The organism is Spiroplasma endosymbiont of Nephrotoma flavescens, assembly GCF_964030835.1.
Classification (GTDB): domain Bacteria; phylum Bacillota_I; class Bacilli_A; order Mycoplasmatales; family Nriv7; genus Nriv7.
In genome coordinates, this window is record NZ_OZ034982.1 from 376,003 (window position 1) to 400,002 (window position 24,000).

Sequence of the window (24,000 nt, forward strand, 5' to 3'; positions counted from 1 at the left end):
TTTTAAAAAGATATTGATGAAGAATTTTGCCTTACATTTTTATGATTATTATCTTTTTCATTCCATTTTTAAAATTGGGAATTAATTATTTGAAATTATTATATGAAAAATTTGAAGCATTAATTTCACTTATGATACTAGGATATTTAGATATATGCATGACAATAGCTGTAATTATAAATTGTGGTATTGAGTGACTTATTAAAAAAGATTAAAACCAAAAGAACAATGAAAAATTAAATATTTTAAAAAGGAGTGATAAAAATGTTTATGAAAATATTTACCGTGCTAACTATTGGTTTCAATAACATTTTTACTATTCCCTCAAACATTAACAACGATGAAATAACAACAAACAAACAATCACTAATTAGAAATAAAAGACAAAATAATAAAATTTATAATTTTGAAATCAAAAACTTACAAAAGGTGAGGTTTCATTTTGGCGATCGCGTAACTTGGCCAACAACCAGACTTATAGAAGTTAACATAAAAAAAGAAGATAATATCAATCTAAATGAAAAATTACCAGAATTTAAAAACTTAAACGATTTTACTTTCAAATTTATACAATCAGAATTCTCTAATAATAAAAATAAACAAGATGAAATAAGACAATTAATAACTACATATGGAACCAAAGTAGGAAAGAAAGAATGGGTAATCAATAAAAAAATAACAATCAAAGCACAAGGCACAAATTTAAATGACTACAAACAAGATGATAATACAATAGATTATAGTTTAATATGTACAAATGATTTTGAAATTGAAATTAAAAAAGATAGCACCGATATTGATTTACCAGAAACAACTATTAACTTTGACGGTAATCACAAATACAGCGATGTTATTAATAACCTTGATTATTTAATGATTCATCGTGGTGATTTTGACAAGTTTAATTATTCTTATCTTTATTGAACACCAATATTTAATTTCATTGACACCTTAGAAAAAGGTTATTACAAAGAATTTACCATTAAAAACCACGGTTTTAAAGATGAAAGCTATTTTTATCACAAAACTTATACTAATGAAGATGAAATTAATAATAATGTTTTAAAAATTAAAGCTTTTAATAAAACCTTAATCGCCGGAAATAATTATTTGCAATTACTCCGCGGTGAAACCGAAATCTGAAAATATGACACTGCAAATGCTAACGATTATTACTTAATTAAGTATCTTTTTGGTACCTTAAATTATCTTAATGTTAAATTTAGTTTTTTGAGATACGATCCTGAATTAAAAAATGACATTTACCTTTATTTTAAAAACAACATTCCTAGTATTAACAACAGCGAATACAAAAATGTTTTTGACGAGATCTATGAAATTCTTGGCAATTTCTTTTCCAGTTTATTTTATGCGACTTTTGACATGGACGAAAAAACTCATACCGAAATTGATTTTAAAGGAGTAGACAACTATAAAAAAGATTATTTTATTCAAATTGGCTTCTTTTATCGTTCGTTAATTACTTTTTATCCCAAAAAATACTTAATTAATGTTACTGGTAATTCAGAATTATTACTAAGAAGTTATTTTTTTATTTGCCAAATTGTAAAGTTAAGTGCAACTAAATTATTTTTCTAACCAAATATTCGATTGGCGAAAGATAATTTAGTATTTTTCTTGGTCTTTGGTTTAAAGACAATATAAATTTATGAACTGCATTTTTAGTAGTGTTTGAAAAATTAAATTTTTTAGGAAATTTTTCTCTAATTAAACCATTAGTATTTTCATTAGTACCTCTTTGTCAAGGTGAATATGCATCAGCAAAATAAATTTTCACATTTAAATTTTTTTCAAGTTGTTGTCAATTAGCAAATTCTTTACCCCTATCAAATGTTATAGTCTTAACAAGATTATTTGGAAGAATTGATAAATAATGACTAATATTTTTGTTAATAACTTTAGTAGTTCTATTTTCAACTAATATTGCTAAAGTAAATCTTGATGTTCTTTCAACTAAAGTTATTAAACATGATTTACTTTTACCTCGTGATGATACTACAGTATCACCTTCTCAATGGCCAAGAGTTATGCGATTATTAACATTTCGTTCTTTAATGGATTTACCATTAAATTTACCCCGATTTTCTTGAGATTTTCGTTTCTTACCTTTTCTTCTTAAATTTTTACTAGTAACCTTTTCAAGTAATCCAGAATAAATTCAATTGTAAATTGTTTTAAAACTAATAATTCATTCTTGATGAAAATTTTTAATTCTGCCATAAATTTGTTCAGGCGATCAACCTAATAATAATTTTTGTTGTACATATTTTACTAATTCTCTATTTTTAAATTTATGAAAATAAACATGTAATTGTTTTCTATTTTCTGCTTTATTTTGTGCAATTAATGAAAAATAATGATTATTATCTTTATTTCTATTAACTTCTCGATTAATAGTACTAATACTTCGATTAAGATTTTTAGCTATTTCACTAATTTTTACTTTAAATTTCAATTGATTCTCAATATAAATTCTTTCATCTATGCCAAGATGTTTGTATCCCATATAAAAACTCCTTAAATTTACTTTTTCTAAAATAAACTTAGCATCATGAAATTTTTATATGAAATCTTTTGCAATTTTATTTACTTGCACTTACAAGTATAATTCAGCTTTTAAATAATTTTACTAAAAGTTTTTTCATTTTAATTCTCCTCTCATATTTTTTATCGCCCTTTAATCACAATAAATAAAGCAATCAGTACACAAGTGACGCCAAGAATGGTAAAAATTGGATGTTGCGAAAATGTCCGAGCCATTGGTTTAAATAGTTCTAAAATTTTTAAATTGCTAGTAATAAACTTTTGGAAATTCGCAAGGCCTTCGCTAATATTACCAGTTAAAGTTTCAAAATGGCTACCAGCTAATAATCCGAGAACAGTTATTAAGATAAAAATAATAATTAGTTTAAACATTGTTAGTTACCTTGTTTTGTTTTTATTGGTTTTATTGGTTTTATTTGTTTTTTAGTTTTTCCTCACGCACTTAAACGACCTTTATTTTTAACCGCATATTGGCGTTGTTTTTCTAAATTAACTTGTTGACTACCAAATCCAAGAATAATTGCCATAAGAAATTCTACAGCCAGCGTTAAGAATAAAGGAAATATTAGTTGAATATTCGTTCCTGGCACTTCTAAACTTCAAATTAAGTCAAAAACTTTATAAAGCATTTGAGCCAGAAAGTCGGCCATTTTTGCAAGATTTTCCATTTTTTATTATTCCTTTTCTTTCATTTTTCTTAAAAATTTGCTAAATTTATCCATTTTTAAGTATTCTAAATCTTCTAAATCAATTGCTGTGTCAGTATAGTATTTATCTTCATAGTCAGGATTTATTTTTGCATTTAAGTATTCTCTTAAAAACGCTAAGTAAAAAGAATTGTAAGTGTTTAATATTGGTAGAGGAATTTTTAGTTTAAAAAAATAAATATCAAGTTCAGGAATATCACGGTATTTAATGCGACGACCTTTTTTACTATTTTTAGCATCAATTAAGGTGTTTCGTCAGCGTTCATATTCTTCAATGCTCGTAAAGGTACCATAGATGACTTTTAAGTAGGGCCGAAAAATATTAACTGGTTTTTTACGAATGCCCACAATCACATTATTGGCAATATCACGAACTTTAACTCAAATATGTTTATCTCTCTGACCGCTAGCGAGAACAATATGACCGAAATGGCGTGCCAAAGCGAAATATTCTTGAATACCGGTTTCTTCGTTTTTGGTATTATTTTTTTCTCAATCAGTTCCTTCTAAAAATAAATTGGTTTCATCTCACAAAAGTAAGGTTTTGTCTGGCAATACCGGATAATCAAAGTCTAACAATCCCATATGTCCTAAACTTAATTTTTGGGTTTCTAGTAATGGAAAGGTTGATGCGATATGATATTTCTTCTTTTTTAATAATTTTGCTGCGTATACTAGAAAAGCAGTTTTTCCAGTTCCTAATGAACCAATCACAATATTTAACGGTGAATTTTTTAAGAAATTAATAACTTTGTTAATTTGTGTTAAATTACCGATTTTAAAAAGGAAAATTAAAATACAACCGGCTAAAAATAAATAACTCATAATGTTTTTAAAATAACCGTTGTAAATATATCAAATTGCTCCTCAATGTCATAAAATTAAAAATGAGGTGCGATTCAATTCAATAAAATGGTTATTTTTTTCTATTATTCATTTGCAAAATTTCATCTTGCACCTCACTTTATTTTTTTGTTAGCGGACTGCGCCAAGTAATTTTTCAAACATTTTAAAACAAATAAAGAATATTGCCAAAATAAATGGAAAAATGAAGATTCAGTAGTCAGCAAAGAAGTTACTGACTTGCGGCATATTAACGGCAATAATTTCTCACATTTTAGTAAACGCTGTTATAATTGCATTTCACAATTTAGTCATCGCGTCACTAGCTGTTATTTTTGCTGGTGCATCAGCTAAGAAAGTTCCAAACATATAATCACCCCCTTTCTTTTTAAAACATTCATCATTTATATTCAAAATTTTTCTTAAACTTATTAAAACTGTGGTTAACCTTAAAACGATTGTATTTTTTCCTAATTAATTTTGATTTTCTTCCAGAATGCATCACGATGTAACTTCTTGACATTAATTTTGTATTTATCTAAATACTGATATGGTTTTTCAAAGTAACATTAGAATAAATCACACTATAATCGCTGTTAATAATCAAAAAGCAATGTTTGCTATTAAAAGTCAAAGTGGCGCTTCGGTTAAATTAATTTCTTTACTACCAGTAATATGAGCGGGAATAGTTGTAATTTGAATAAATAAATCTCAGAAAGTTTGTTTAATTTGTTCTCAATTAAATTCTTTTAAGTTTATTGTCATTTTCTATCTACCAAAAATCATTTTTATTGGTAAATACATAATTGAAATTAATGCGAAAAGAAAAGTAATGATAATAATTAATCCGGCAATAAACGCAACTTGTGCAGGCATTTTTTCTATCGGAACAAACAGTTTTAAGAACTCCATAATAATTTCTCAAAACATTATTTTTTATCCTTGTTATTTTCTTTTGAATTGGGGGCTTTAACTCATTCTTCAAAGCGAGCAATAAATACTTTCTCGTCTTTTGTGAAATTACCAGTATTATTTTTAATGGCATTTTTATATTTAATTCTAATTTTTATTTTGGCATAAATTTTATAAGCAAAATATGCCATCAACATTATGCAAATGATAATAAATATTAGTCCAATTGCAATATTCATTTTTAAACTCCTTTAAAATAGTTATAATTTATATCTTTTTTGTTGTTTTATTTTTCGGCAATGGAGAAACTTAATAATTCTTGTCCTTTAATTAACTTGGTTTCTTGCTCTTGTTGATTAATTGAAATTACTTGATATTTACTATCTTTTATTATTCCAATGCAAATTGAATTTTCATATTTTCCTTTATAAACAAATCGCTTTGGAAACCAAATGCCGATTTGTTTATTAAATCACGGAATTTTTGGCGCTTTAATAAATATTGCGTTTCTTTTAAAAGATACTTCTTAGTATTTAAGAAAATGTTTTCAATGTTTTTCATAGTAAATTACCTTTCTTATGAATAAACTAAGTTGTATTAACTAAGTTGTTAGTTAACTTAGTTTTTTAAACACTTATATATCGCAGATTTAAGTGTTTAACAAGCTTTGTTATTAAATTTTGTTTTTTAATTAGATAAAGATTTTAATAATTTTAAACTTAGTATATCCCCTATATAGAAATTTCTACACTTTAACATCCGCATCCTACCCTTGGAACTAATTTAATAGCGTGTATATTTTTAGGAAATCCACCCATTCATTTTTTTATTGCAAAATGAAACAAATTGCTATAGCTAATAGGGTGTTATCTATTAACTGGTAAACTTCTTTTGGTTTATGGCGACCACCCACAATTTATCGTGCTTTAATACATACCAACATTATTAATTCACTTGTATTTAATTTTCAAAGAACAAATTTTTAACACCTTATAAAATAAAAAGACAATCATTGCTGACTGCCTTAATACTTATTCAAATATTTACCTACCTAACAAAACTTTATGCGCCCTAGCAAGAATATTTTCTTCTTTTAACTTTTGTAAAATTAACTCATTATTAGTTAGTAGCTAAAAATCCGCTTGTAATAGTTTTTATTCCCAATCGGGTAAGAATAATAGCACAGTTAATACCTTTACCACCAGACTGCAAATATTCTTCATAACAACGATTAGTATTGCCAACAGTAAAATTGTCTACTTTTATTGTATAGTCAATTGCTGGATTAAAAGTAATTGTATAAATCATTAGTTTATTCTCCTTTCTCTAATTATTATTTTATCTTAAAGATGATAAAAAGTCTTTTTTATTAGTAAAAATGAAATATCATAATATTAAAAAGTAGTTTTTGTAATTAATTACAAAAACTACTTAAATTAGATTTATTTTGGGTTTCTTCAACTATTTTAAAAAAACCAGTTAATGCTTTTTTAAATTTTAATTCATAGTCTAATGGTGGTTCGGGGCGGAATCGAACCGCCGACCCCTTGAGCTTCAATCAAGTGCTCTACCGACTGAGCTACCGAACCCTAACTAACTGGCGGTCCCGAAGGGAATTGAACCCTCGATCTCCTCTGTGACAGAGAGGCATGTTAACCACTACACCACGGGACCAATTGGTTGCGGGAGGAGGATTTGAACCTCCGACCTTCAGGTTATGAGCCTGATGAGCTACCAGACTGCTCTATCCCGCGATATGTTTCGTTAATAATTACTAATGGTGGAGGTGAAGGGATTCGAACCCCTGCGAGTTTTTATACTCCTTGCGGTTTTCAAGACCGCCCCCTTCAACCAGGCTTGGGTACACCTCCATAAAATAATACCATAATGGTGGACCCTGTAGGGCTCGAACCTACGGCCATCCGGTTATGAGCCGGATGCTCTAACCAACTGAGCTAAGGGTCCAATAGCAAAACTAACTTATATTTAATTGGTTGTTTAAATCAATAAAATTGTCACTAATCTTAAACAAAATAAATTATAATAAAAATAATGCAAGTTTGCAAGCAATAAACCAAGATAGGTCGCGTTTAGTTTTCTTAGGTATTGCTTTGAAGAAGTAAAACAATCAGCTAATTATATTATTTAATTACTAAACTAACCCTGCCTTTCTTGTTGTTGTCATTTTTATTCATTACCATTTTATCATATTATTGAATTTTTACACAATGAAAAATTATTAATTTTTTAAATTTTAACTAATATTTTTGCTTACTTAAATCTATTATATTTATTTGTTATAGCATTACCTTTATAATTAATTCAACTATCATCATTTTTATTATTATATTTATTTCATAATGACTTTTTATATATTTCTTTTCTGATTTCTATTTCTGAATTAATATTTTCATTAATATAATGTAATACATTTAATTTGTTTAAATTTGCCATTTTTAAATGTAATAAGTTATTTAAATTCTTATGATTATATATTTTTGCTCCATATCCTAATTGTTGTTTTATTAAATGCGATACATCGCTTTCAATGCTACAACCGATATTTCATTCTAAATTTTGGTTATGAATACCTTGCTTATTATTACTGAAATAATTACTCGCTTTTCTTAAATTTGTTTTAATATCTTTATTTAATTCATTTTTAGCGACATTACGAATGTTTTTAATTAATTCTTGATGATTTCCATCCTTATATAATTTAATTCAACTATTTAGTGTTACTTTACAATTTTCAAAAATAATATTAAATGCCGTTTGTTTTAATTTTTTAATAGCGTGATAACCATCTAAAATATATCTAACATTACCAAAACTATTAGCAATTTCTCTAATTCAAGCATCACCATCGCCACAAACAATTATTTTGTCATAATTAATATTAACATAATGTTTTTGCAATTCTTTAATTAATAAATCACGATAATCCATCGTATTTATTCGTTTACCAATTTTTAACATTAGAAAATGACCTCGTTTATTTTCTAATTCTCTACGAGCATTTTTGTAATTTTTTTCTTTATGTCCGGTTTGAAAAGTAACTAAACGAATTCTTTGGTCTTGTTTAACTTTATGGTCTAATGTTGCTAAAAATGTCTCATCTAGTTGAATATATAAATCCTTATTTTTGACATTAATTCTAGTTTTAATTTCTTTTTCTGCTAATTGAAAATATTCAGCAATATTATATATGCTGAATTATACTTGTAAGTGCAAGTAAATAAAATTGCAAAAGATTTCATATAAAAATTTCATGATGCTAAGTTTATTTTAGAAAAAGTAAATTTAAGGAGTTTTTATATGGGATACAAACATCTTGGCATAGATGAAAGAATTTATATTGAGAATCAATTGAAATTTAAAGTAAAAATTAGTGAAATAGCTAAAAATCTTAATCGAAGTATTAGTACTATTAATTGAGAAGTTAATAGAAATAAAGATAATAATCATTATTTTTCATTAATTGCACAAAATAAAGCAGAAAATAGAAAACAATTACATGTTTATTTTCATAAATTTAAAAATAGAGAATTAGTAAAATATGTACAACAAAAATTATTATTAGGTTGATCGCCTGAACAAATTTATGGCAGAATTAAAAATTTTCATCAAGAATGAATTATTAGTTTTAAAACAATTTACAATTGAATTTATTCTGGATTACTTGAAAAGGTTACTAGTAAAAATTTAAGAAGAAAAGGTAAGAAACGAAAATCTCAAGAAAATCGGGGTAAATTTAATGGTAAATCCATTAAAGAACGAAATGTTAATAATCGCATAACTCTTGGCCATTGAGAAGGTGATACTGTAGTATCATCACGAGGTAAAAGTAAATCATGTTTAATAACTTTAGTTGAAAGAACATCAAGATTTACTTTAGCAATATTAGTTGAAAATAGAACTACTAAAGTTATTAACAAAAATATTAGTCATTATTTATCAATTCTTCCAAATAATCTTGTTAAGACTATAACATTTGATAGGGGTAAAGAATTTGCTAATTGACAACAACTTGAAAAAAATTTAAATGTGAAAATTTATTTTGCTGATGCATATTCACCTTGACAAAGAGGTACTAATGAAAATACTAATGGTTTAATTAGAGAAAAATTTCCTAAAAAATTTAATTTTTCAAACACTACTAAAAATGCAGTTCATAAATTTATATTGTCTTTAAACCAAAGACCAAGAAAAATACTAAATTATCTTTCGCCAATCGAATATTTGGTTAGAAAAATAATTTAGTTGCACTTAACTTTACAATTTGGTTTCTATTCTTTTAGTTTTAATTTTTTTTAATATAAAACGAATTAAACAGTTTATTATTTCTGTTATGGTTACTCATACTAAGGAATAACCTATAATCATTAACTTACCAATTGCTCCAAAATTTTTAATAAATTGTTGCAAATTTTCAATATCTGTATGTAACAATAAAAGTATACTTAAAGATATGAATATAATGTAATTAATTATTATTCATCAATATCTTTTTAAAAAATTAATTAACTTGTTTAGTTTCATTTTTTAAGGCTCTTTTTGCTTTAACTTTCTGAATAATTGAATAATCAAGCGGATTAATTTTTCAAATTTAATTGCAAAATATATTGCTCCGCCTCATCAAAAAACAAATATTCCTGCCAGCATAATACCACTATTAAATTTGCCAAAGAAACCAACCATTTCTTTATTCATAAAATTATTAAATTCATCACTTGTTCCAGTTATTCATTTAGTATCGATTGCTGTTAATGCACAAATTAATAAGCTTATAAAGATAAAAATGATACTCAATGCTATTTTTAACCATTGCTTTTTAAAAGAATTTTTAATTCTTATTTTTAATAGCAATTTTTCTTTTGAATTATCTTTTTTAAATAATTTGCTTAAAAGTTTTTTCATTTTTATTTTCCTTTCATATTTTTTATCGTCCTTTAATCACAATAAATAAAGCAATAAGTACACAAGTGACACCAAGAATGGTAAAAATTGGGTGTTGCGAAAATGTCCGAGCCATTGGTTTAAATAGTTCTAAAATTGTTAAATTGCTAGTAATAAATTTTTGGAAATTGGCAAGCCCCTCGCTAATATAGTTCGTTAAAGTTTCAAAATGACTACCAGCCAATAATCCAAGAACAGTTTTTTTATTTTTTTGTTTTCAATTAATTTTATTTGGATTTATTGGTTGTATTTATTTTTTAACTTTTCCTCACGCACTTAAACGACTACTATTTTTAATGGCATATTGGCGTTGTTTTTCTAAATTAACTTGTTGACTACCAAAACCTAGAATAATTGCCATAAGAAATTCTACAGCCAGCGTTAAGAATAAAGGAAATATTAGTTGAATATGGTCGCGTTTAGTTTTCTTAGGTATTTTTTAAAAAAGAAAAAATAGTCATTTACTATAAATTATTTCAATATGCAAATTAAGTATATATTTCTTATGTATGATTTTTGTTGTAAAAAATTATTTTAATGTTGTTTTTATAAGCATTTTACTTAGTTTTTATAACCTTTTATTAAGAATATGTTTGTTAATATTAAATATTTTGTTTTATTAATTATTTTTCAAGTAAAAAGGTAATAAATTTTTAGTTGCTTTTCTTTCAAAATTATTCAAATCTTTACCCACCTAACAAAACTTTATGCGCCCACCAAGATAAATAAATAAAGTTTACTATTTCTATTTAATATTCTAAGAATTCATATTAGATTCAGGACTTGCTAAAGATTCAAATTTACCACAAAGAACTAAAATGCCACCAATAAAACCAGAAAAAATTCCAAAAATACCTGCCAAAATATAATTTTGACTCTTTTTAACTAATACTAAACTATTAGTTACTATCGCCATCACTGCCAAAATTACTAAAATAACATTAATAATTCAAAATACGCCAAATATAAATCCACTAAAACCAATAAATCCAACAACTCCAGCTCCAATTAAAGTATACGCCAATGAAATTAGAGCAAAAAATAAAATAAATCCCGAACTAATAATCGTTATAATTAGTCCTGCTTTCATTAATCCATTAGGGCCAATATTAGTTTGATTTAAATTAGAATTATTAATCATTTTGCCAAATTGTAAAGTTAAGTGCAACTAAATTATTTTTCTAACCAAATATTCGATTGGCGAAAGATAATTTAGTATTTTTCTTGGTCTTTGGTTTAAAGACAATATAAATTTATGAACTGCATTTTTAGTAGTGTTTGAAAAATTAAATTTTTTAGGAAATTTTTCTCTAATTAAACCATTAGTATTTTCATTAGTACCTCTTTGTCAAGGTGAATATGCATCAGCAAAATAAATTTTCACATTTAAATTTTTTTCAAGTTGTTGTCAATTAGCAAATTCTTTACCCCTATCAAATGTTATAGTCTTAACAAGATTATTTGGAAGAATTGATAAATAATGACTAATATTTTTGTTAATAACTTTAGTAGTTCTATTTTCAACTAATATTGCTAAAGTAAATCTTGATGTTCTTTCAACTAAAGTTATTAAACATGATTTACTTTTACCTTGTGATGATACTACAGTATTACCTTCTCAATGGCCAAGAGTTATGCGATTATTAACATTTCGTTCTTTAATGGATTTACCATTAAATTTACCCCGATTTTTTTGAGATTTTCGTTTCTTACCTTTTCTTCTTAAATTTTTACTAGTAACCTTTTCAAGTAATCCAGAATAAATTCAATTGTAAATTGTTTTAAAACTAATAATTCATTCTTGATGAAAATTTTTAATTCTGCCATAAATTTGTTCAGGCGATCAACCTAATAATAATTTTTGTTGTACATATTTTACTAATTCTCTATTTTTAAATTTATGAAAATAAACATGTAATTGTTTTCTATTTTCTGCTTTATTTTGTGCAATTAATGAAAAATAATGATTATTATCTTTATTTCTATTAACTTCTCGATTAATAGTACTAATACTTCGATTAAGATTTTTAGCTATTTCACTAATTTTTACTTTAAATTTCAATTGATTCTCAATATAAATTCTTTCATCTATGCCAAGATGTTTGTATCCCATATAAAAACTCCTTAAATTTACTTTTTCTAAAATAAACTTAGCATCATGAAATTTTTATATGAAATCTTTTGCAATTTTATTTACTTGCACTTACAAGTATAATTCAGCTAATAATTTCCATCATTTTTTCAGGATATTGAATACTAGTTCTAAAAAAACATTTTTCATTAAAGTAGAAAAATAAGTTAACTAAACTTTATTAAAATTACTATTAAGAAAGGTAATTTATTATGTTAAAAATTAATAATAATTTAAAAACCCCAGAAAATAAAAATTGATTCAGTTTATTTGCAACTCATAAAAATATGTACATCAACAAATGCGAACAACTAGCTAATGAATACGAGAAATTAGATGAATATTTATATAAATATCATTATCGCTTAAAACAAGGTTATAAAGTAGTTCATTTTGCATCAAGAACAATTATTACAATTTTTGGTGATGTTACTTTTAAACGACGCCGATATAAATATTGAAATCAAAAATCAGGGAAATTTGAATATGTATGTTTGTTAGATAAAGAAATTGGTTTATTACCCAAACAACGCATTTATTTTGATGTCCAATTTAAAGTTTTAAGTCTTTTAGGTGACGGTAAACGCTATCACGATGTTTTAGATGCTCTAAATCATTGTTATATTTCAAAAGCTAGTATTTCTAGTATTTTAAATAAATATAATATTGCTGAATATTTTCAATTAGCAGAAAAAGAAATTAAAACTAGAATTAATGTCAAAAATAAGGATTTATATATTCAACTAGATGAGACATTTTTAGCAACATTAGACCATAAAGTTAAACAAGACCAAAGAATTCGTTTAGTTACTTTTCATACCGGACATAAAGAAAAAAATTACAAAAATGCTCGTAGAGAATTAGAAAATAAACGAGGTCATTTTCTAATGTTAAAAATTGGTAAACGAATAAATACGATGGATTATCGTGATTTATTAATTAAAGAATTGCAAAAACATTATGTTAATATTAATTATGACAAAATAATTGTTTGTGGCGATGGTGATGCTTGAATTAGAGAAATTGCTAATAGTTTTGGTAATATTAGATATATTTTAGATGGTTATCACGCTATTAAAAAATTAAAACAAACGGCATTTAATATTATTTTTGAAAATCGTAAAGTAACACTAAATAGTTGAATTAAATTATATAAGGATGGAAATCATTTATCAAGAATTAATTAAAAACATTCGTAATGTCGCTAAAAATGAATTAAATAAAGATATTAAAACAAATTTAAGAAAAGCGAGTAATTATTTCAGTAATAATAAGCAAGGTATTCATAACCAAAATTTAGAATGAAATATCGGTTGTAGCATTGAAAGCGATGTATCGCATTTAATAAAACAACAATTAGGATATGGAGCAAAAATATATAATCATAAGAATTTAAATAACTTATTACATTTAAAAATGGCAAATTTAAACAAATTAAATGTATTACATTATATTAATGAAAATATTAATTCAGAAATAGAAATCAGAAAAGAAATATATAAAAAGTCATTATGAAATAAATATAATAATAAAAATGATGATAGTTGAATTAATTATAAAGGTAATGCTATAACAAATAAATATAATAGATTTAAGTAAGCAAAAATATTAGTTAAAATTTAATAAAATTAATAATTTTTCATTGTGTAAAAATTCAATAATATGATAAAATGGTAATGAATAAAAATGACAACAACAAGAAAGGCAGGGTTAGTTTAGTAATTAAATAATATAATTAGCTGATTGTTTTACTTCTTCAAAGCAATACCTAAGAAAACTAAACGCGACCTTTTTTTATTTTTAAAATTGTTAATAAATATGTATAGTAAGTTAAATACAATAAATAAAAATAAAATTAAAGTTGCAAAGATAACAAATACTAAAACCCCATTCATTCCAAAATTTTTATTATGAAGGTTTAAGAAAAAGTAGGGGTATGATAAGTTTTCTTTACCATCTGCTCAGCGCATTTCGCCACGAAGCATAACATAGATAATGTATGTTAATGGATAACTTAAGTATATTCAGATATTTTTTTTAAAATAGTTATTTAATTCAATTTTATTACTGCCAATATTTCAGATGCCATAAATAATCATTAATAAAGGGACAATAATGTGTTGGGCAACGCCATAAATTCAGGCATTTATTCCCATATCTTTAAAAGCGGTGGGCATTAGGACTGTAAGTCAAACAAAAAAAGTTACGGAAATATAACTAGTTATGAAAAGTTTGCTTGTTTGTCCTGTTAAAATATTTTTATCTTCATTTTGATAATTAATTGTTGCTAATAGAAATCATATGGCAACAATGATATTTGATTGCGTAGTAAAAAAAGATAAATACTGAACTGTAAAATCGCCATATAGAAATGGTAAGTCAGATTTAGGTACTCATAATTTTAATACCATTGAATTAATATATGTAGCAATTAAAAATGCTATTGTAAATATGAAAGCAAATATTTTAAAGATTAGTTTTCCTCGTGTTGGTTTCATAAGACCCTCCGTAGATTTTTTTTAATTAAAAATATTATATCAAAATTAGACAACGGATTGTTTTAAAATTTTGCTATTATTGCATTATATTGTTTATTGAATATAATTATAGATAATAAAATTAAAAAAGAAGGGATGGTTTAAAAATGCTGAATTATACTTGTAAGTGCAAGTAAATAAAATTGCAAAAGATTTCATATAAAAATTTCATGATGCTAAGTTTATTTTAGAAAAAGTAAATTTAAGGAGTTTTTATATGGGATACAAACATCTTGGCATAGATGAAAGAATTTATATTGAGAATCAATTGAAATTTAAAGTAAAAATTAGTGAAATAGCTAAAAATCTTAATCGAAGTATTAGTACTATTAATCGAGAAGTTAATAGAAATAAAGATAATAATCATTATTTTTCATTAATTGCACAAAATAAAGCAGAAAATAGAAAACAATTACATGTTTATTTTCATAAATTTAAAAATAGAGAATTAGTAAAATATGTACAACAAAAATTATTATTAGGTTGATCGCCTGAACAAATTTATGGCAGAATTAAAAATTTTCATCAAGAATGAATTATTAGTTTTAAAACAATTTACAATTGAATTTATTCTGGATTACTTGAAAAGGTTACTAGTAAAAATTTAAGAAGAAAAGGTAAGAAACGAAAATCTCAAGAAAATCGGGGTAAATTTAATGGTAAATCCATTAAAGAACGAAATGTTAATAATCGCATAACTCTTGGCCATTGAGAAGGGGATACTGTAGTATCATCACGAGGTAAAAGTAAATCATGTTTAATAACTTTAGTTGAAAGAACATCAAGATTTACTTTAGCAATATTAGTTGAAAATAGAACTACTAAAGTTATTAACAAAAATATTAGTCATTATTTATCAATTCTTCCAAATAATCTTGTTAAGACTATAACATTTGATAGGGGTAAAGAATTTGCTAATTGACAACAACTTGAAAAAAATTTAAATGTGAAAATTTATTTTGCTGATGCATATTCACCTTGACAAAGAGGTACTAATGAAAATACTAATGGTTTAATTAGAGAAAAATTTCCTAAAAAATTTAATTTTTCAAACACTACTAAAAATGCAGTTCATAAATTTATATTGTCTTTAAACCAAAGACCAAGAAAAATACTAAATTATCTTTCGCCAATCGAATATTTGGTTAGAAAAATAATTTAGTTGCACTTAACTTTACAATTTGGCTTTTTAAACTATTTTTTTTCTTTACCTCTATTCTTAAAATGCCTTAAAACACCTTTAAAATGAATTTTTAAAATAATTAAAACTTACATCCTTTTTAGCAATCTCTTTCTCCGCAACAAAAAAACCTAACAACTCATGACCTAAAATCAAACTAGATTCTTGACCTTTCTTATTATTAACTAAAACCAACTGATACTCACAATCTTTAATTATTCCGATACAAATAGAATTCTCATATTTTCCTTTATAAACAAATCGTTTTGAAAACCAAATACCAGTAGGTTCATACAATCAGGGAATTGCTGGTGCTTTAATAAGTACTGCATTTTGCGTTTCTTTCAAAAGATATTTTTCAGTATTTAAAAAAATATTTTCAATATTTCTCATATACATACCACCCTTACAATATTTAGTTATATTAACTTAGTTATATTTAACTTAGTCTTTTAACTTAGTTCAATATATTTCTCTTTAAACTCTTTCTTTAAACTAAATTAACATAACTTGTTAGTAAACTTCGTTTACTAAAAAACTTAGTTTATCAACAACAAGACACAAAAAAAATACAAAGCATAATTAAAAATAATAAATATTAATTTAACCTTATATTTCTTGTAATAAATAAATGAGCTCGTATTTATTTATTAATTAACAGCAAGTTTATAGAAACCAAAATCTTGTCATATGTATATGGTTTCTACAGAAAGTAATAAATATACTATTGATAAAATTGTTAATGTTAAAATTACATTTTCTAAAAATAAAGATTTAGGTTTTAGTCAATATTTAATAACTTCATTCTTTGCTGAAATACCTAATAAAAATTAGTAATTTAATAAATATTATTGAAAATCGTATTTTTGTAATACGGTTTTCTTACTTTAAGGAGTTTTAAAAATGAAATATGTTATTTGCCAGGCTGATTTAGCCGATTTAAAAGCAAAAGTACAAAGTTGACTAAGTGCTAATTGCCGTAATCCTTATTACTATAAAACTAAAAAACGCATTACTGCCTATTTAAATTTATGTACTTATTTCTATATTGAAGAAACTACTTTAACAAAACTTATTAAAAAATATTTTAAAGGAGCGATAAAAACCTTTTATCGCTGGGCACAAAAAATTATGATTGCTTATTATTCTGACAATTTAGATTTGTTATTGTTTAAAACTACAAAACCACAAAACCTTAATTATCAATATAGTTTAAATTCTCGTGAAAAAGTATGTGATTTATATTTTGATTACAAAAATCTTCAAGCCGGCGGAATGTGGTCTTTATTTAACAATTTAAAAATCGGTTTTCACGATATTAAAAATTCAGAAGTTCCTAAAAACATCAAAACTTTTTATCGTTGAATTAAATCTGACCATCGTTGAAAAGAATTAAAACAACAAATCAAACAAACTAAACGCCATTTTAAGTGTTATGAAGTTTCCGATATCGGTCTTTTACAAATGGATGCCAAAATCATTACTACATCAAATTTTCCGGTTGATAAAAAATATTACATTTATGATTTCATTGACGAAATGACACGCATAGTATTTGGTTATGTTTATGATAGTTTGGGAACTAACAATGCCATTAATGCGGCGCGAAGAGCAATAAAAGATTTAGGCGAACTTGGCATAATCATTAAACGCCTTCGTACTGATAACGCTCCGGAATTTACTACTACTAACTGAAGTAATAAAAAATCATACAAAGTAAAAGAAAGGCCTTTTACGACCTTTCTTTCAAAGAGTGGAATTGTTCACGAAACGACACCAATTCGTTCGCCTCAATCTAATGGAAAGATTGAACGATTCCACCAACATTATACTAAATTATTTTATGCCAAGGATAAAAAATTAAACCAAAACGAACTTCAACATTATTTAAACAAATATTATTACTTTTATAATTTTGAACGCCGTCATTCATCATTAAACACTAAAACCCCATTTCAAACACTACTAAAAATGCAGTTCATAAATTTATATTGTCTTTAAACCAAAGACCAAGAAAAATACTAAATTATCTTTCGCCAATCGAATATTTGGTTAGAAAAATAATTTAGTTGCACTTAACTTTACAATTTGGCAATATAAACTATTTTTAAAAATTTTCTGCAGTATTTTATAATTTATCATCCCTTTTTTAAAAACCCTCTTGTGCTTGTCATAAGTCTGTGGTATATTACAAACTTAAAATCAGCTTTACTATTGAAAAAGTCATGAACAAAAATAATTAATTTGTTTTTATTAATATCAACTTGATAATTAGCCGACAAGGAAAAGCAATCACTCATTATTAATGAATGCTTTCTAATTTCGGGTTTTTGAATTGATAAAACTTCGCTAACACTAATTCTTAATAAATTATAAATTCGACGGAAAATAAAATATAAAACAAAAACAACGATAAATGCTAGTAAAAATCACATTCAATAATTTCGTAAAAAATTAATAAAAATCATAATTATTTAATAACCTTAGGATATTCTTTGTGTGGATTAATATTAATATTTTCAATTTTTATAACTTTATTAATAATATCATCAATAAATAAAACAATACCATTAATTTGCCCCTCACCAATTGCTGGTTTAAATTTAATTGGCAAATTATTTTTCTGACGATAAATAACTTCCGTTGGATTAGCACCAATAATTGAATAATAAGCTCCCGTCATTCCAATATCAGTAATAAATCCTGTTCCTTTTGGCAAAATTCTCGCATCATTAGTTTGTACATGCGTATGCGTTCCTCATAATGCTGTAATCTTACCATCATAATTTCAAGCTAAAGCAATTTTTTCAGCACTTGCTTCAGCATGACAATCAACTAAGTGAATATCACTGTCATCTTCTTTTAAGAGCGTATCCATTTCAAAATATGCATTTTGTGATGAACCCATAAAAGCATTACCAATTAAATTGGTAACGCGAATTTTCTTATCTTTAACAGTAAATATTGAAGAACCTTTACCAGAATGGTAAGGATTACTATTTAATGGTCGTAAAATATCATCATTATCAATGATTAAATCTAACATATCCGGCTTATCAAATGTATGATTACCACCCGTAATCACATCAACCTTAATTCGCTTTAAAAAATTATAATGCTCTTTAATCATTGATTTTCCATGACTAATATTTTCTCCATTAACAATGACAAAATCAATTTGATAATCTTTTCTTAATGATGCTAAATATTCTTCTAAAATACTACGACCAACTTGACCATAAATATCACCAATAACTAAAATATTCATATTTTTCCTTCTTTCTAATCAATTTTTCTTAACTCAGCAATTAACATTTCCACATTTGCTTCCGTTTCATTTTCATAATATGCATATAATGTTTTTCGACGAATATCTTTTGCTAATAACTGCATCTTTTCTTCATAAGTATTTAGGATATTAATTATCTTACTAATCGCATCGTGAACAGCACTACGCGAAACATTTAATTCATTAGCAATCTCTTGTAATGAAAAATTTTCCATTAAATAAAGCGAAAAGTATTTTTGCTGTTTCGGTGTTAATAACTTACTATATAAATCATATAATAAATTTAATTCATTAGTCTTACTAATATCTCACATTTTCATCCTTATCCTATCTACTAGTAACTTCTTTTGTTGTTAATCCTTGAATATATTGTTCTAAATCAAATTCTTCCAAGTCATCAAGTTTTTCACCAAGACCAATATATTTTACAGGAATATTTAAACTTTCTTTAATCGCTAAAATAATTCCTCCCTTAGAAGAACCATCCATCTTGGTTAAAATAATTCCTGTAACTGGGGCTACCTCGGTAAAATTTTGTGCTTGGGAAATGCCATTTTGTCCCGTTGTGGCATCAACTACTAATAATGTTTCATGGGGGGCATCAATGATTACCTTTTGAATAACTTTATATATTTTATTTAATTCATTCATTAAATTAGTTTTAGTTTGTAACCTGCCCGCACTATCACAAAGAACAACATCAACTTCTAATTCTTGACCTTTTTTAATACCCGTATAAATAACACTAGCAGGATCTTGTTGTTCTTTACTAGGCACCACAATTGGCACTTGCAAGCGTTTTGCTCATTGCGATAATTGTTCAACAGCACCAGCTCTAAAAGTATCCCCTGCTACTAATAAAACTTTTTTATTTTGTTGTAATAGCAAATAAGCTAATTTAGCAATTGATGTTGTTTTACCAGCACCATTAACACCAACAACCAAAATAACATTTAATTGATTATCCAAAACATTTAAAGTCGTTGTAATAAACGAATTACTAGCATAAATAGCAAACATCTTATCAATAATAAGTTCATTAATTATTTCAGGATCCTTAATATTATTAATTCTAACTTCATTTTTAATTTCATTAACAATTTGCAATGCCATTTTAACGCCAACATCAGCTAAAATTAATGTATTTTCTAATTCTTCAAAATATGTTTCATCAATAACACGATGCTTAGTAACTAAAATCTGTAATTTTTGTAAAAAGGATTTTCGGGATTTATTCAACCCTTTTTCATATTTTAAAGAGCTTTTAGATAAAATTTTATCTTTTAATTTTTTTAACATTAATTCCTCCTAATATGCATAACTTATAAATAATTTAATAATTTATCATCATTAAATACTTGATCAATTACTCCACTACCTAAACAAACATCACCTTGATAAAATACTGCAACTTGCCCTGGAGTAAGAGCTCTTACCTTATTTGCAATAACAACATTAACACAATTATTATCTAATAATAATAATTTGACATCATAAGAAATTTGTTGATAACGAAACTTTGCTGTAATCGGTAAATTTAATAATGGTAAAGAATTATTAATTCAGTTAACATCAGTAACTAAACAACCATTAGCTCATAATCATTCCTTATCACTGCCACTAGCAACAAAAAGAATTTTTTGATGATAATCTTTACCAACAACAAAATAACGATTATTCATTCCTGATAAATCAATGCCCTTTCTTTGACCAATCGTATAATACATAATCCCTTGATGCGTCCCAATAACTTTATTACTTTTAATATCAACAATATTACCAACTTGGGCAGGAATATAATTTTGTAAAAATTGTTTAAAATTCCTTTTACCAATAAAACAAATTCCTGTTGAATCTTTTTTATTAGCTGTTACTAAATTTAATTTCTTAGCTAATTGCCTAACTTCCACTTTTTTAATATCGCCTAAAGGAAAAATAGTTTTTGCTAACTGTTCTTGATTTAATTGTGATAAAAAATAAGTTTGATCTTTTGTTTCATCCTTGGCTTTTAATAATTCATATTTTTTTGTTTCATCATTATATTTAACTTTAGCATAATGTCCCATAGCAATATAATCAGCATTTAACTTTTCCAATGCATAATTTAAAAAAGCAGAAAATTTAATATATTTATTACATAAAATATCAGGATTAGGGGTGCGTCCTTTTTTATATTCTTCTAAAAAATAAGTAAACACATATTGTCAATATTCCTCAACAAAATTAATACGATATAAATCAATATTTAATTGTTCAGCAACTTTTTTAGCATCTAAATAATCAACTTGCATTGGACAAATAGCATCGTTAATCGATTTATTTCCTAAAATATCATTATTTACTAATGAATCTCAATTACGCATAAATAATCCAATAACATCATATCCTTGTTGTTTTAATAAATATGCCGCAATGGAAGAATCCACTCCCCCACTCATACCAATAACAACTCGTCCTTTCATCAATTTCACCTTCTCAAATTTATTAACTTTTCCTATTAATTTTACAACGAATAGCAATAAATTACATCTTTTTATAATTAGGGGGCGCATAAAGTTTTGTTAGGTGGGTAAAGATTTGAATAATTTTGAAAGAAAAGCAACTAAAAATTTATTACCTTTTTACTTGAAAAATAATTAATAAAACAAAATATTAATGCTGAATTATACTTGTAAGTGCAAGTATAATTCAGCATTAAAAAATAATTTTTAGATATAATAATGAGTAATATGTAAGCTATTAAAGTTAAAGGAAAGTGAATAAAATGAGTTCAGAAACTTTAATAAAGAAAGAAAGAAAATCTTGGCTTCATACTTTTATTAATCGTTGATTTATTCCGTTTGCTGAAAAAATGGGTAATCAAACTTATTTGTCAGTTATTGGTAATACTTTTACAATATTAATACCATTAATTATTACTGGTGCTTTTGCTTTGCTTCTTAATAATGCTGTTTTTGGCAATACTAATAGTTCATTAGCATATTGAATTGCTGTTTGAACAGATGCTTATTCTGTAGTTCCTAGTAATCCTAACATTATTGAATTTGTTGGTATTGGCGAACAAATAATAACGAGTTTTAAGGTTGTTGGTGGAGTAATTTATAGTGCTACTTATTTAATTTTAGCGCCATATGTTTCATTTTTAATTGGTTATTTATTGGCAAAAAAGCGTAATCAAGAATTAGCAGTGATTATTGGTTTAGTAACATTAGGAGTTTTTCTTATTAGTGGGGGAATTACTGTTTATTGACAGACTCCTGTTAAGATTGGCACAAAGTTTTTGGGTGTTGATGGTTTATTTTCAGCAATTATTATTTCATTTTTAGGAGCAGAATTACTTTTATTTTTATCACGAAATAATCGGTTAGCAATTAAAATGCCAAAAGGAATGGCATTAATTGTTAGTTAGTCATTTGCTAAGTTATTGCCAATTCTTATTGTTATTGTTATTTTTGCTATTGTTTCACAATTGTTTATTACTGTTCCGATTCAACAAGCAGTATTGAAAGAATTTAATCGCCTTTTTGATTTAGAAAGTGATGCTGATACGGTGAAAGCTATTGTTAAAGATACTGAAGGAAATATTTTTTATGCTGTTTTTGTTTTTCAAGCTGATGATAATTCTTGATTTTCAACAGTTATTCCTTTAGCAAGAGACCAAATGGCTGTTTTTGAAAAGGTTGAATATTTATCGTTTACTGGTCAAGGATATGAAATGTGAGGTAATTATGAAGTTAAATTTGATAATTATGCTTTGTTTACACCTGATATTAATGCTTTAAATTTAGTTGCTATTTTTTATAAGTTTTTTGCATATCCTTTTATGAATTTTTCTGCTAATCCGAATATTGGTTTAGGTTTAGCGATTGTTTATGTATTTTTTGGACAGTTATTTTGATTTTTTGGTTTGTCAGGAACAAACATTATGAATGGTATTTTTGGACCAGTTTGAGGATATGCTATTGTGCAAAATGCTGCATCAATCAAAGCTGGTTTGGTACCGCAATTTATATTTAATGAATCATTTTTCAATAGTTTTATTTTTATTGGGGGATGGGGAATGTCGTTATCTTTACTGTTGGTGTCATTATTAATTGGTCGTGATAAAAGAGCAAGAACAATATCTAAAATGGCATTAGTTCCAACAATATATAATATTAATCATCCGATAACATTTTCGTATCCTTTAATATTAAATCCAATATTTTTTATTCCTGCGGTTATTGGTCCAGTATTATTAGTGATTTGAACTTGATTATGAATGATGTTAGGGTATGTTCCTTATGCTTCACTGCAAATGTCTTTTCTTGCTCCTGTGGGCGTTGGTGCCATTTTAGCAACATCAAGTTGGAAAGCAATTATTTTAGTATTTTCTAATTTAATATTAGGGATGGTAATTTATGTTCCCTTTATATTAATTGCTAATAGTATAGCTAAGAAAAATGGTAATGCTGTTAATTTAGGATATTTAGGTGCGATTCATTATTTTTTTACTGGCAAAAACTTTCAAGATTTACGATATCAAGAAATTAGGAATAAGCATCGCAGTGAATATCAAATTTTAAAGAAAAATGATGCTTCAATTGAGGAAAAGCAAAGATTGCGAGAGAAACATATTCAAGAATGAATCATTTATCGTAAATTTCTTAAAAAGGAACGCATTGAAATTAAAAAACGACAACAACAAGAAAAATTACAGCAAAAAATTGAATTAAAGGCACAGCGAACTAAAGTTTCTGCTAATAAAAACAAAGATAAAAAAGAGAAAAAACTTATTAAGAAAAATAATCAAGATTTGAAAAAAGCAAAAAAGGCTTCTAAAAAGGCTAAACTAAAATCTCAAAAAAGAATTAAAAGAAAGAAAAAATAAAAAGCTT

At 25.6% G+C, this 24,000-nt stretch carries 31 protein-coding genes and 5 tRNA genes; 10 read left to right on the forward strand and 26 right to left on the reverse strand.

The features are described from left to right. The first annotated feature begins 270 nt into the window (after positions 1-270). Positions 271-1,599 (forward strand): hypothetical protein, encoded by a 1,329-nt coding sequence (locus AAHN02_RS02255; protein ID WP_342278033.1) that lies wholly within the window; start codon positions 271-273, stop codon positions 1,597-1,599. Here AAHN02_RS02255 and AAHN02_RS02260 read toward each other — a convergent pair. The 16 genes from AAHN02_RS02260 to AAHN02_RS02335 form a co-directional block, all read right to left on the reverse strand. Continuing rightward, a complete protein-coding gene (locus tag AAHN02_RS02260) occupies positions 1,583-2,527 on the reverse strand; it encodes an IS30 family transposase (RefSeq protein WP_338966716.1) in 945 nt (314 codons plus the stop codon). The two genes, AAHN02_RS02255 and AAHN02_RS02260, sit on opposite strands and share 17 nt — an antisense overlap. A 161-nt stretch (positions 2,528-2,688) precedes the next feature. Further along, positions 2,689-2,937, reverse strand: coding sequence for a hypothetical protein (locus AAHN02_RS02265; RefSeq protein ID WP_342278034.1), 249 nt, complete (start codon positions 2,935-2,937; stop codon positions 2,689-2,691). Between the two features lie 2 nt (positions 2,938-2,939). Continuing rightward, entirely contained in the window at positions 2,940-3,233 is a 294-nt protein-coding gene (locus AAHN02_RS02270; RefSeq protein ID WP_342278035.1) for a hypothetical protein, read from the reverse strand. Positions 3,234-3,239: 6 nt separating this feature from the next. Further along, on the reverse strand, positions 3,240-4,223 hold the full coding sequence (locus AAHN02_RS02275; RefSeq protein ID WP_342278036.1) for a hypothetical protein: 984 nt from the start codon (positions 4,221-4,223) through the stop codon (positions 3,240-3,242). A 24-nt stretch (positions 4,224-4,247) separates the two neighbouring features. Further along, positions 4,248-4,484 carry a hypothetical protein gene (locus tag AAHN02_RS02280; RefSeq protein ID WP_342278037.1) on the reverse strand — a complete coding sequence of 79 codons (237 nt, stop codon included), beginning with the start codon at positions 4,482-4,484 and terminating at the stop codon, positions 4,248-4,250. A 165-nt stretch (positions 4,485-4,649) separates the two neighbouring features. Next, on the reverse strand, positions 4,650-4,880 hold the full coding sequence (locus AAHN02_RS02285) for a hypothetical protein (protein WP_342189657.1): 231 nt from the start codon (positions 4,878-4,880) through the stop codon (positions 4,650-4,652). 3 nt (positions 4,881-4,883) lie between these two features. Continuing rightward, the gene (locus tag AAHN02_RS02290) at positions 4,884-5,045 is read right to left on the reverse strand and encodes a hypothetical protein (protein ID WP_338982040.1); all 162 of its coding nucleotides are present in this window, start codon (positions 5,043-5,045) and stop codon (positions 4,884-4,886) included. After that, positions 5,045-5,266, reverse strand: a complete 222-nt coding sequence (locus tag AAHN02_RS02295; protein ID WP_342189656.1) for a hypothetical protein — start codon at positions 5,264-5,266, stop codon at positions 5,045-5,047. The genes AAHN02_RS02290 and AAHN02_RS02295 overlap by 1 nt, the downstream gene beginning before the upstream one ends. 151 nt (positions 5,267-5,417) lie before the next feature. Beyond that, positions 5,418-5,588, reverse strand: a complete 171-nt coding sequence (locus AAHN02_RS02300; protein ID WP_342278038.1) for a hypothetical protein — start codon at positions 5,586-5,588, stop codon at positions 5,418-5,420. Between the two features lie 558 nt (positions 5,589-6,146). Beyond that, the gene (locus tag AAHN02_RS02305; RefSeq protein ID WP_342278039.1) at positions 6,147-6,335 is read right to left on the reverse strand and encodes a hypothetical protein; all 189 of its coding nucleotides are present in this window, start codon (positions 6,333-6,335) and stop codon (positions 6,147-6,149) included. Positions 6,336-6,540: 205 nt separating this feature from the next. Then, positions 6,541-6,616 (reverse strand) — tRNA-Phe (locus tag AAHN02_RS02310). Between the two features lie 9 nt (positions 6,617-6,625). Further along, positions 6,626-6,701, reverse strand: a tRNA-Asp gene (locus AAHN02_RS02315). Between the two features lie 3 nt (positions 6,702-6,704). Next, positions 6,705-6,781, reverse strand: a tRNA-Met gene (locus AAHN02_RS02320). A gap of 24 nt (positions 6,782-6,805) precedes the next feature. Next, positions 6,806-6,898 (reverse strand) — tRNA-Ser (locus AAHN02_RS02325). Positions 6,899-6,915: 17 nt separating this feature from the next. Further along, positions 6,916-6,992: transfer RNA gene (locus AAHN02_RS02330), tRNA-Ile, on the reverse strand. A gap of 306 nt (positions 6,993-7,298) precedes the next feature. Further along, a complete protein-coding gene (locus AAHN02_RS02335) occupies positions 7,299-8,006 on the reverse strand; it encodes a UPF0236 family transposase-like protein (RefSeq protein ID WP_342278040.1) in 708 nt (235 codons plus the stop codon). Positions 8,007-8,345: 339 nt separating this feature from the next. Between AAHN02_RS02335 and AAHN02_RS02340 the strand changes: the two genes are divergently transcribed. After that, a complete protein-coding gene (locus AAHN02_RS02340; RefSeq protein WP_342278041.1) occupies positions 8,346-9,290 on the forward strand; it encodes an IS30 family transposase in 945 nt (314 codons plus the stop codon). A gap of 282 nt (positions 9,291-9,572) precedes the next feature. Here the strand turns inward: AAHN02_RS02340 and AAHN02_RS02345 are convergent, their stop codons facing one another. From AAHN02_RS02345 to AAHN02_RS02360, 4 genes are all read right to left on the reverse strand, one after another. Beyond that, the gene (locus tag AAHN02_RS02345) at positions 9,573-9,947 is read right to left on the reverse strand and encodes a hypothetical protein (protein WP_342278042.1); all 375 of its coding nucleotides are present in this window, start codon (positions 9,945-9,947) and stop codon (positions 9,573-9,575) included. Between the two features lie 22 nt (positions 9,948-9,969). After that, a complete protein-coding gene (locus AAHN02_RS02350) occupies positions 9,970-10,170 on the reverse strand; it encodes a hypothetical protein (protein ID WP_342264472.1) in 201 nt (66 codons plus the stop codon). Positions 10,171-10,743: 573 nt separating this feature from the next. Continuing rightward, positions 10,744-11,154, reverse strand: a complete 411-nt coding sequence (locus tag AAHN02_RS02355) for a hypothetical protein (RefSeq protein WP_342278043.1) — start codon at positions 11,152-11,154, stop codon at positions 10,744-10,746. After that, positions 11,155-12,099, reverse strand: a complete 945-nt coding sequence (locus AAHN02_RS02360) for an IS30 family transposase (protein ID WP_342278044.1) — start codon at positions 12,097-12,099, stop codon at positions 11,155-11,157. A gap of 58 nt (positions 12,100-12,157) precedes the next feature. Between AAHN02_RS02360 and AAHN02_RS02365 the strand changes: the two genes are divergently transcribed. Genes AAHN02_RS02365 through AAHN02_RS02375 form a run of 3 tightly spaced genes read left to right on the forward strand, consistent with a single transcriptional unit; the run spans position 12,158 to position 13,716 of the window. Beyond that, complete coding sequence (locus tag AAHN02_RS02365; protein ID WP_342278045.1) at positions 12,158-12,283, forward strand: hypothetical protein; 126 nt, start codon at positions 12,158-12,160, stop codon at positions 12,281-12,283. 46 nt (positions 12,284-12,329) lie between these two features. Continuing rightward, positions 12,330-13,304, forward strand: coding sequence for an Mbov_0401 family ICE element transposase-like protein (locus AAHN02_RS02370; protein ID WP_342278046.1), 975 nt, complete (start codon positions 12,330-12,332; stop codon positions 13,302-13,304). Further along, complete coding sequence (locus AAHN02_RS02375; RefSeq protein WP_342278047.1) at positions 13,276-13,716, forward strand: hypothetical protein; 441 nt, start codon at positions 13,276-13,278, stop codon at positions 13,714-13,716. Before AAHN02_RS02370 ends, AAHN02_RS02375 begins: the two co-directional genes overlap by 29 nt. Before the next feature lie 149 nt (positions 13,717-13,865). Here the strand turns inward: AAHN02_RS02375 and AAHN02_RS02380 are convergent, their stop codons facing one another. Then, positions 13,866-14,528, reverse strand: coding sequence for a Pr6Pr family membrane protein (locus AAHN02_RS02380; RefSeq protein ID WP_342278048.1), 663 nt, complete (start codon positions 14,526-14,528; stop codon positions 13,866-13,868). A 343-nt stretch (positions 14,529-14,871) separates the two neighbouring features. On the opposite strand from AAHN02_RS02380, the gene AAHN02_RS02385 reads away from it, so the two are divergent. Then, positions 14,872-15,816: an IS30 family transposase gene (locus tag AAHN02_RS02385; RefSeq protein WP_338966716.1), complete on the forward strand. Its 945-nt coding sequence runs from the start codon at positions 14,872-14,874 to the stop codon at positions 15,814-15,816. 78 nt (positions 15,817-15,894) lie between these two features. On the opposite strand, the gene AAHN02_RS02390 is transcribed toward AAHN02_RS02385, so the two are convergent. Next, the gene (locus AAHN02_RS02390; protein WP_342277312.1) at positions 15,895-16,227 is read right to left on the reverse strand and encodes a hypothetical protein; all 333 of its coding nucleotides are present in this window, start codon (positions 16,225-16,227) and stop codon (positions 15,895-15,897) included. A gap of 303 nt (positions 16,228-16,530) precedes the next feature. On the opposite strand from AAHN02_RS02390, the gene AAHN02_RS02395 reads away from it, so the two are divergent. Together AAHN02_RS02395 and AAHN02_RS02400 are read left to right on the forward strand one after the other, a co-directional pair. Continuing rightward, positions 16,531-16,668, forward strand: coding sequence for a hypothetical protein (locus AAHN02_RS02395; RefSeq protein ID WP_342278049.1), 138 nt, complete (start codon positions 16,531-16,533; stop codon positions 16,666-16,668). Between the two features lie 69 nt (positions 16,669-16,737). Then, positions 16,738-17,835, forward strand: coding sequence for an integrase core domain-containing protein (locus AAHN02_RS02400; protein WP_342278050.1), 1,098 nt, complete (start codon positions 16,738-16,740; stop codon positions 17,833-17,835). A 469-nt stretch (positions 17,836-18,304) separates the two neighbouring features. On the opposite strand, the gene AAHN02_RS02405 is transcribed toward AAHN02_RS02400, so the two are convergent. From AAHN02_RS02405 to mnmA, 4 genes are read right to left on the reverse strand one after another with little or no spacing between them, the layout of a single operon-like run. Continuing rightward, the gene (locus AAHN02_RS02405) at positions 18,305-19,102 is read right to left on the reverse strand and encodes a TIGR00282 family metallophosphoesterase (RefSeq protein WP_342278051.1); all 798 of its coding nucleotides are present in this window, start codon (positions 19,100-19,102) and stop codon (positions 18,305-18,307) included. 14 nt (positions 19,103-19,116) lie between these two features. Next, positions 19,117-19,443 (reverse strand): YlxM family DNA-binding protein, encoded by a 327-nt coding sequence (ylxM, locus tag AAHN02_RS02410; RefSeq protein ID WP_338967493.1) that lies wholly within the window; start codon positions 19,441-19,443, stop codon positions 19,117-19,119. A gap of 7 nt (positions 19,444-19,450) precedes the next feature. Then, positions 19,451-20,422: a signal recognition particle-docking protein FtsY gene (ftsY, locus tag AAHN02_RS02415; protein ID WP_338967491.1), complete on the reverse strand. Its 972-nt coding sequence runs from the start codon at positions 20,420-20,422 to the stop codon at positions 19,451-19,453. A 23-nt stretch (positions 20,423-20,445) separates the two neighbouring features. Continuing rightward, positions 20,446-21,585, reverse strand: coding sequence for a tRNA 2-thiouridine(34) synthase MnmA (gene mnmA / locus AAHN02_RS02420; protein WP_338967488.1), 1,140 nt, complete (start codon positions 21,583-21,585; stop codon positions 20,446-20,448). A gap of 302 nt (positions 21,586-21,887) precedes the next feature. Here mnmA and AAHN02_RS02425 point away from each other — a divergent pair, with 302 nt between their 5' ends. Beyond that, positions 21,888-22,532: a hypothetical protein gene (locus tag AAHN02_RS02425; protein ID WP_342278052.1), complete on the forward strand. Its 645-nt coding sequence runs from the start codon at positions 21,888-21,890 to the stop codon at positions 22,530-22,532. A 15-nt stretch (positions 22,533-22,547) separates the two neighbouring features. Continuing rightward, on the forward strand, positions 22,548-23,993 hold the full coding sequence (locus tag AAHN02_RS02430) for a PTS transporter subunit EIIC (RefSeq protein WP_342278053.1): 1,446 nt from the start codon (positions 22,548-22,550) through the stop codon (positions 23,991-23,993). Positions 23,994-24,000: the final 7 nt, after the last annotated feature.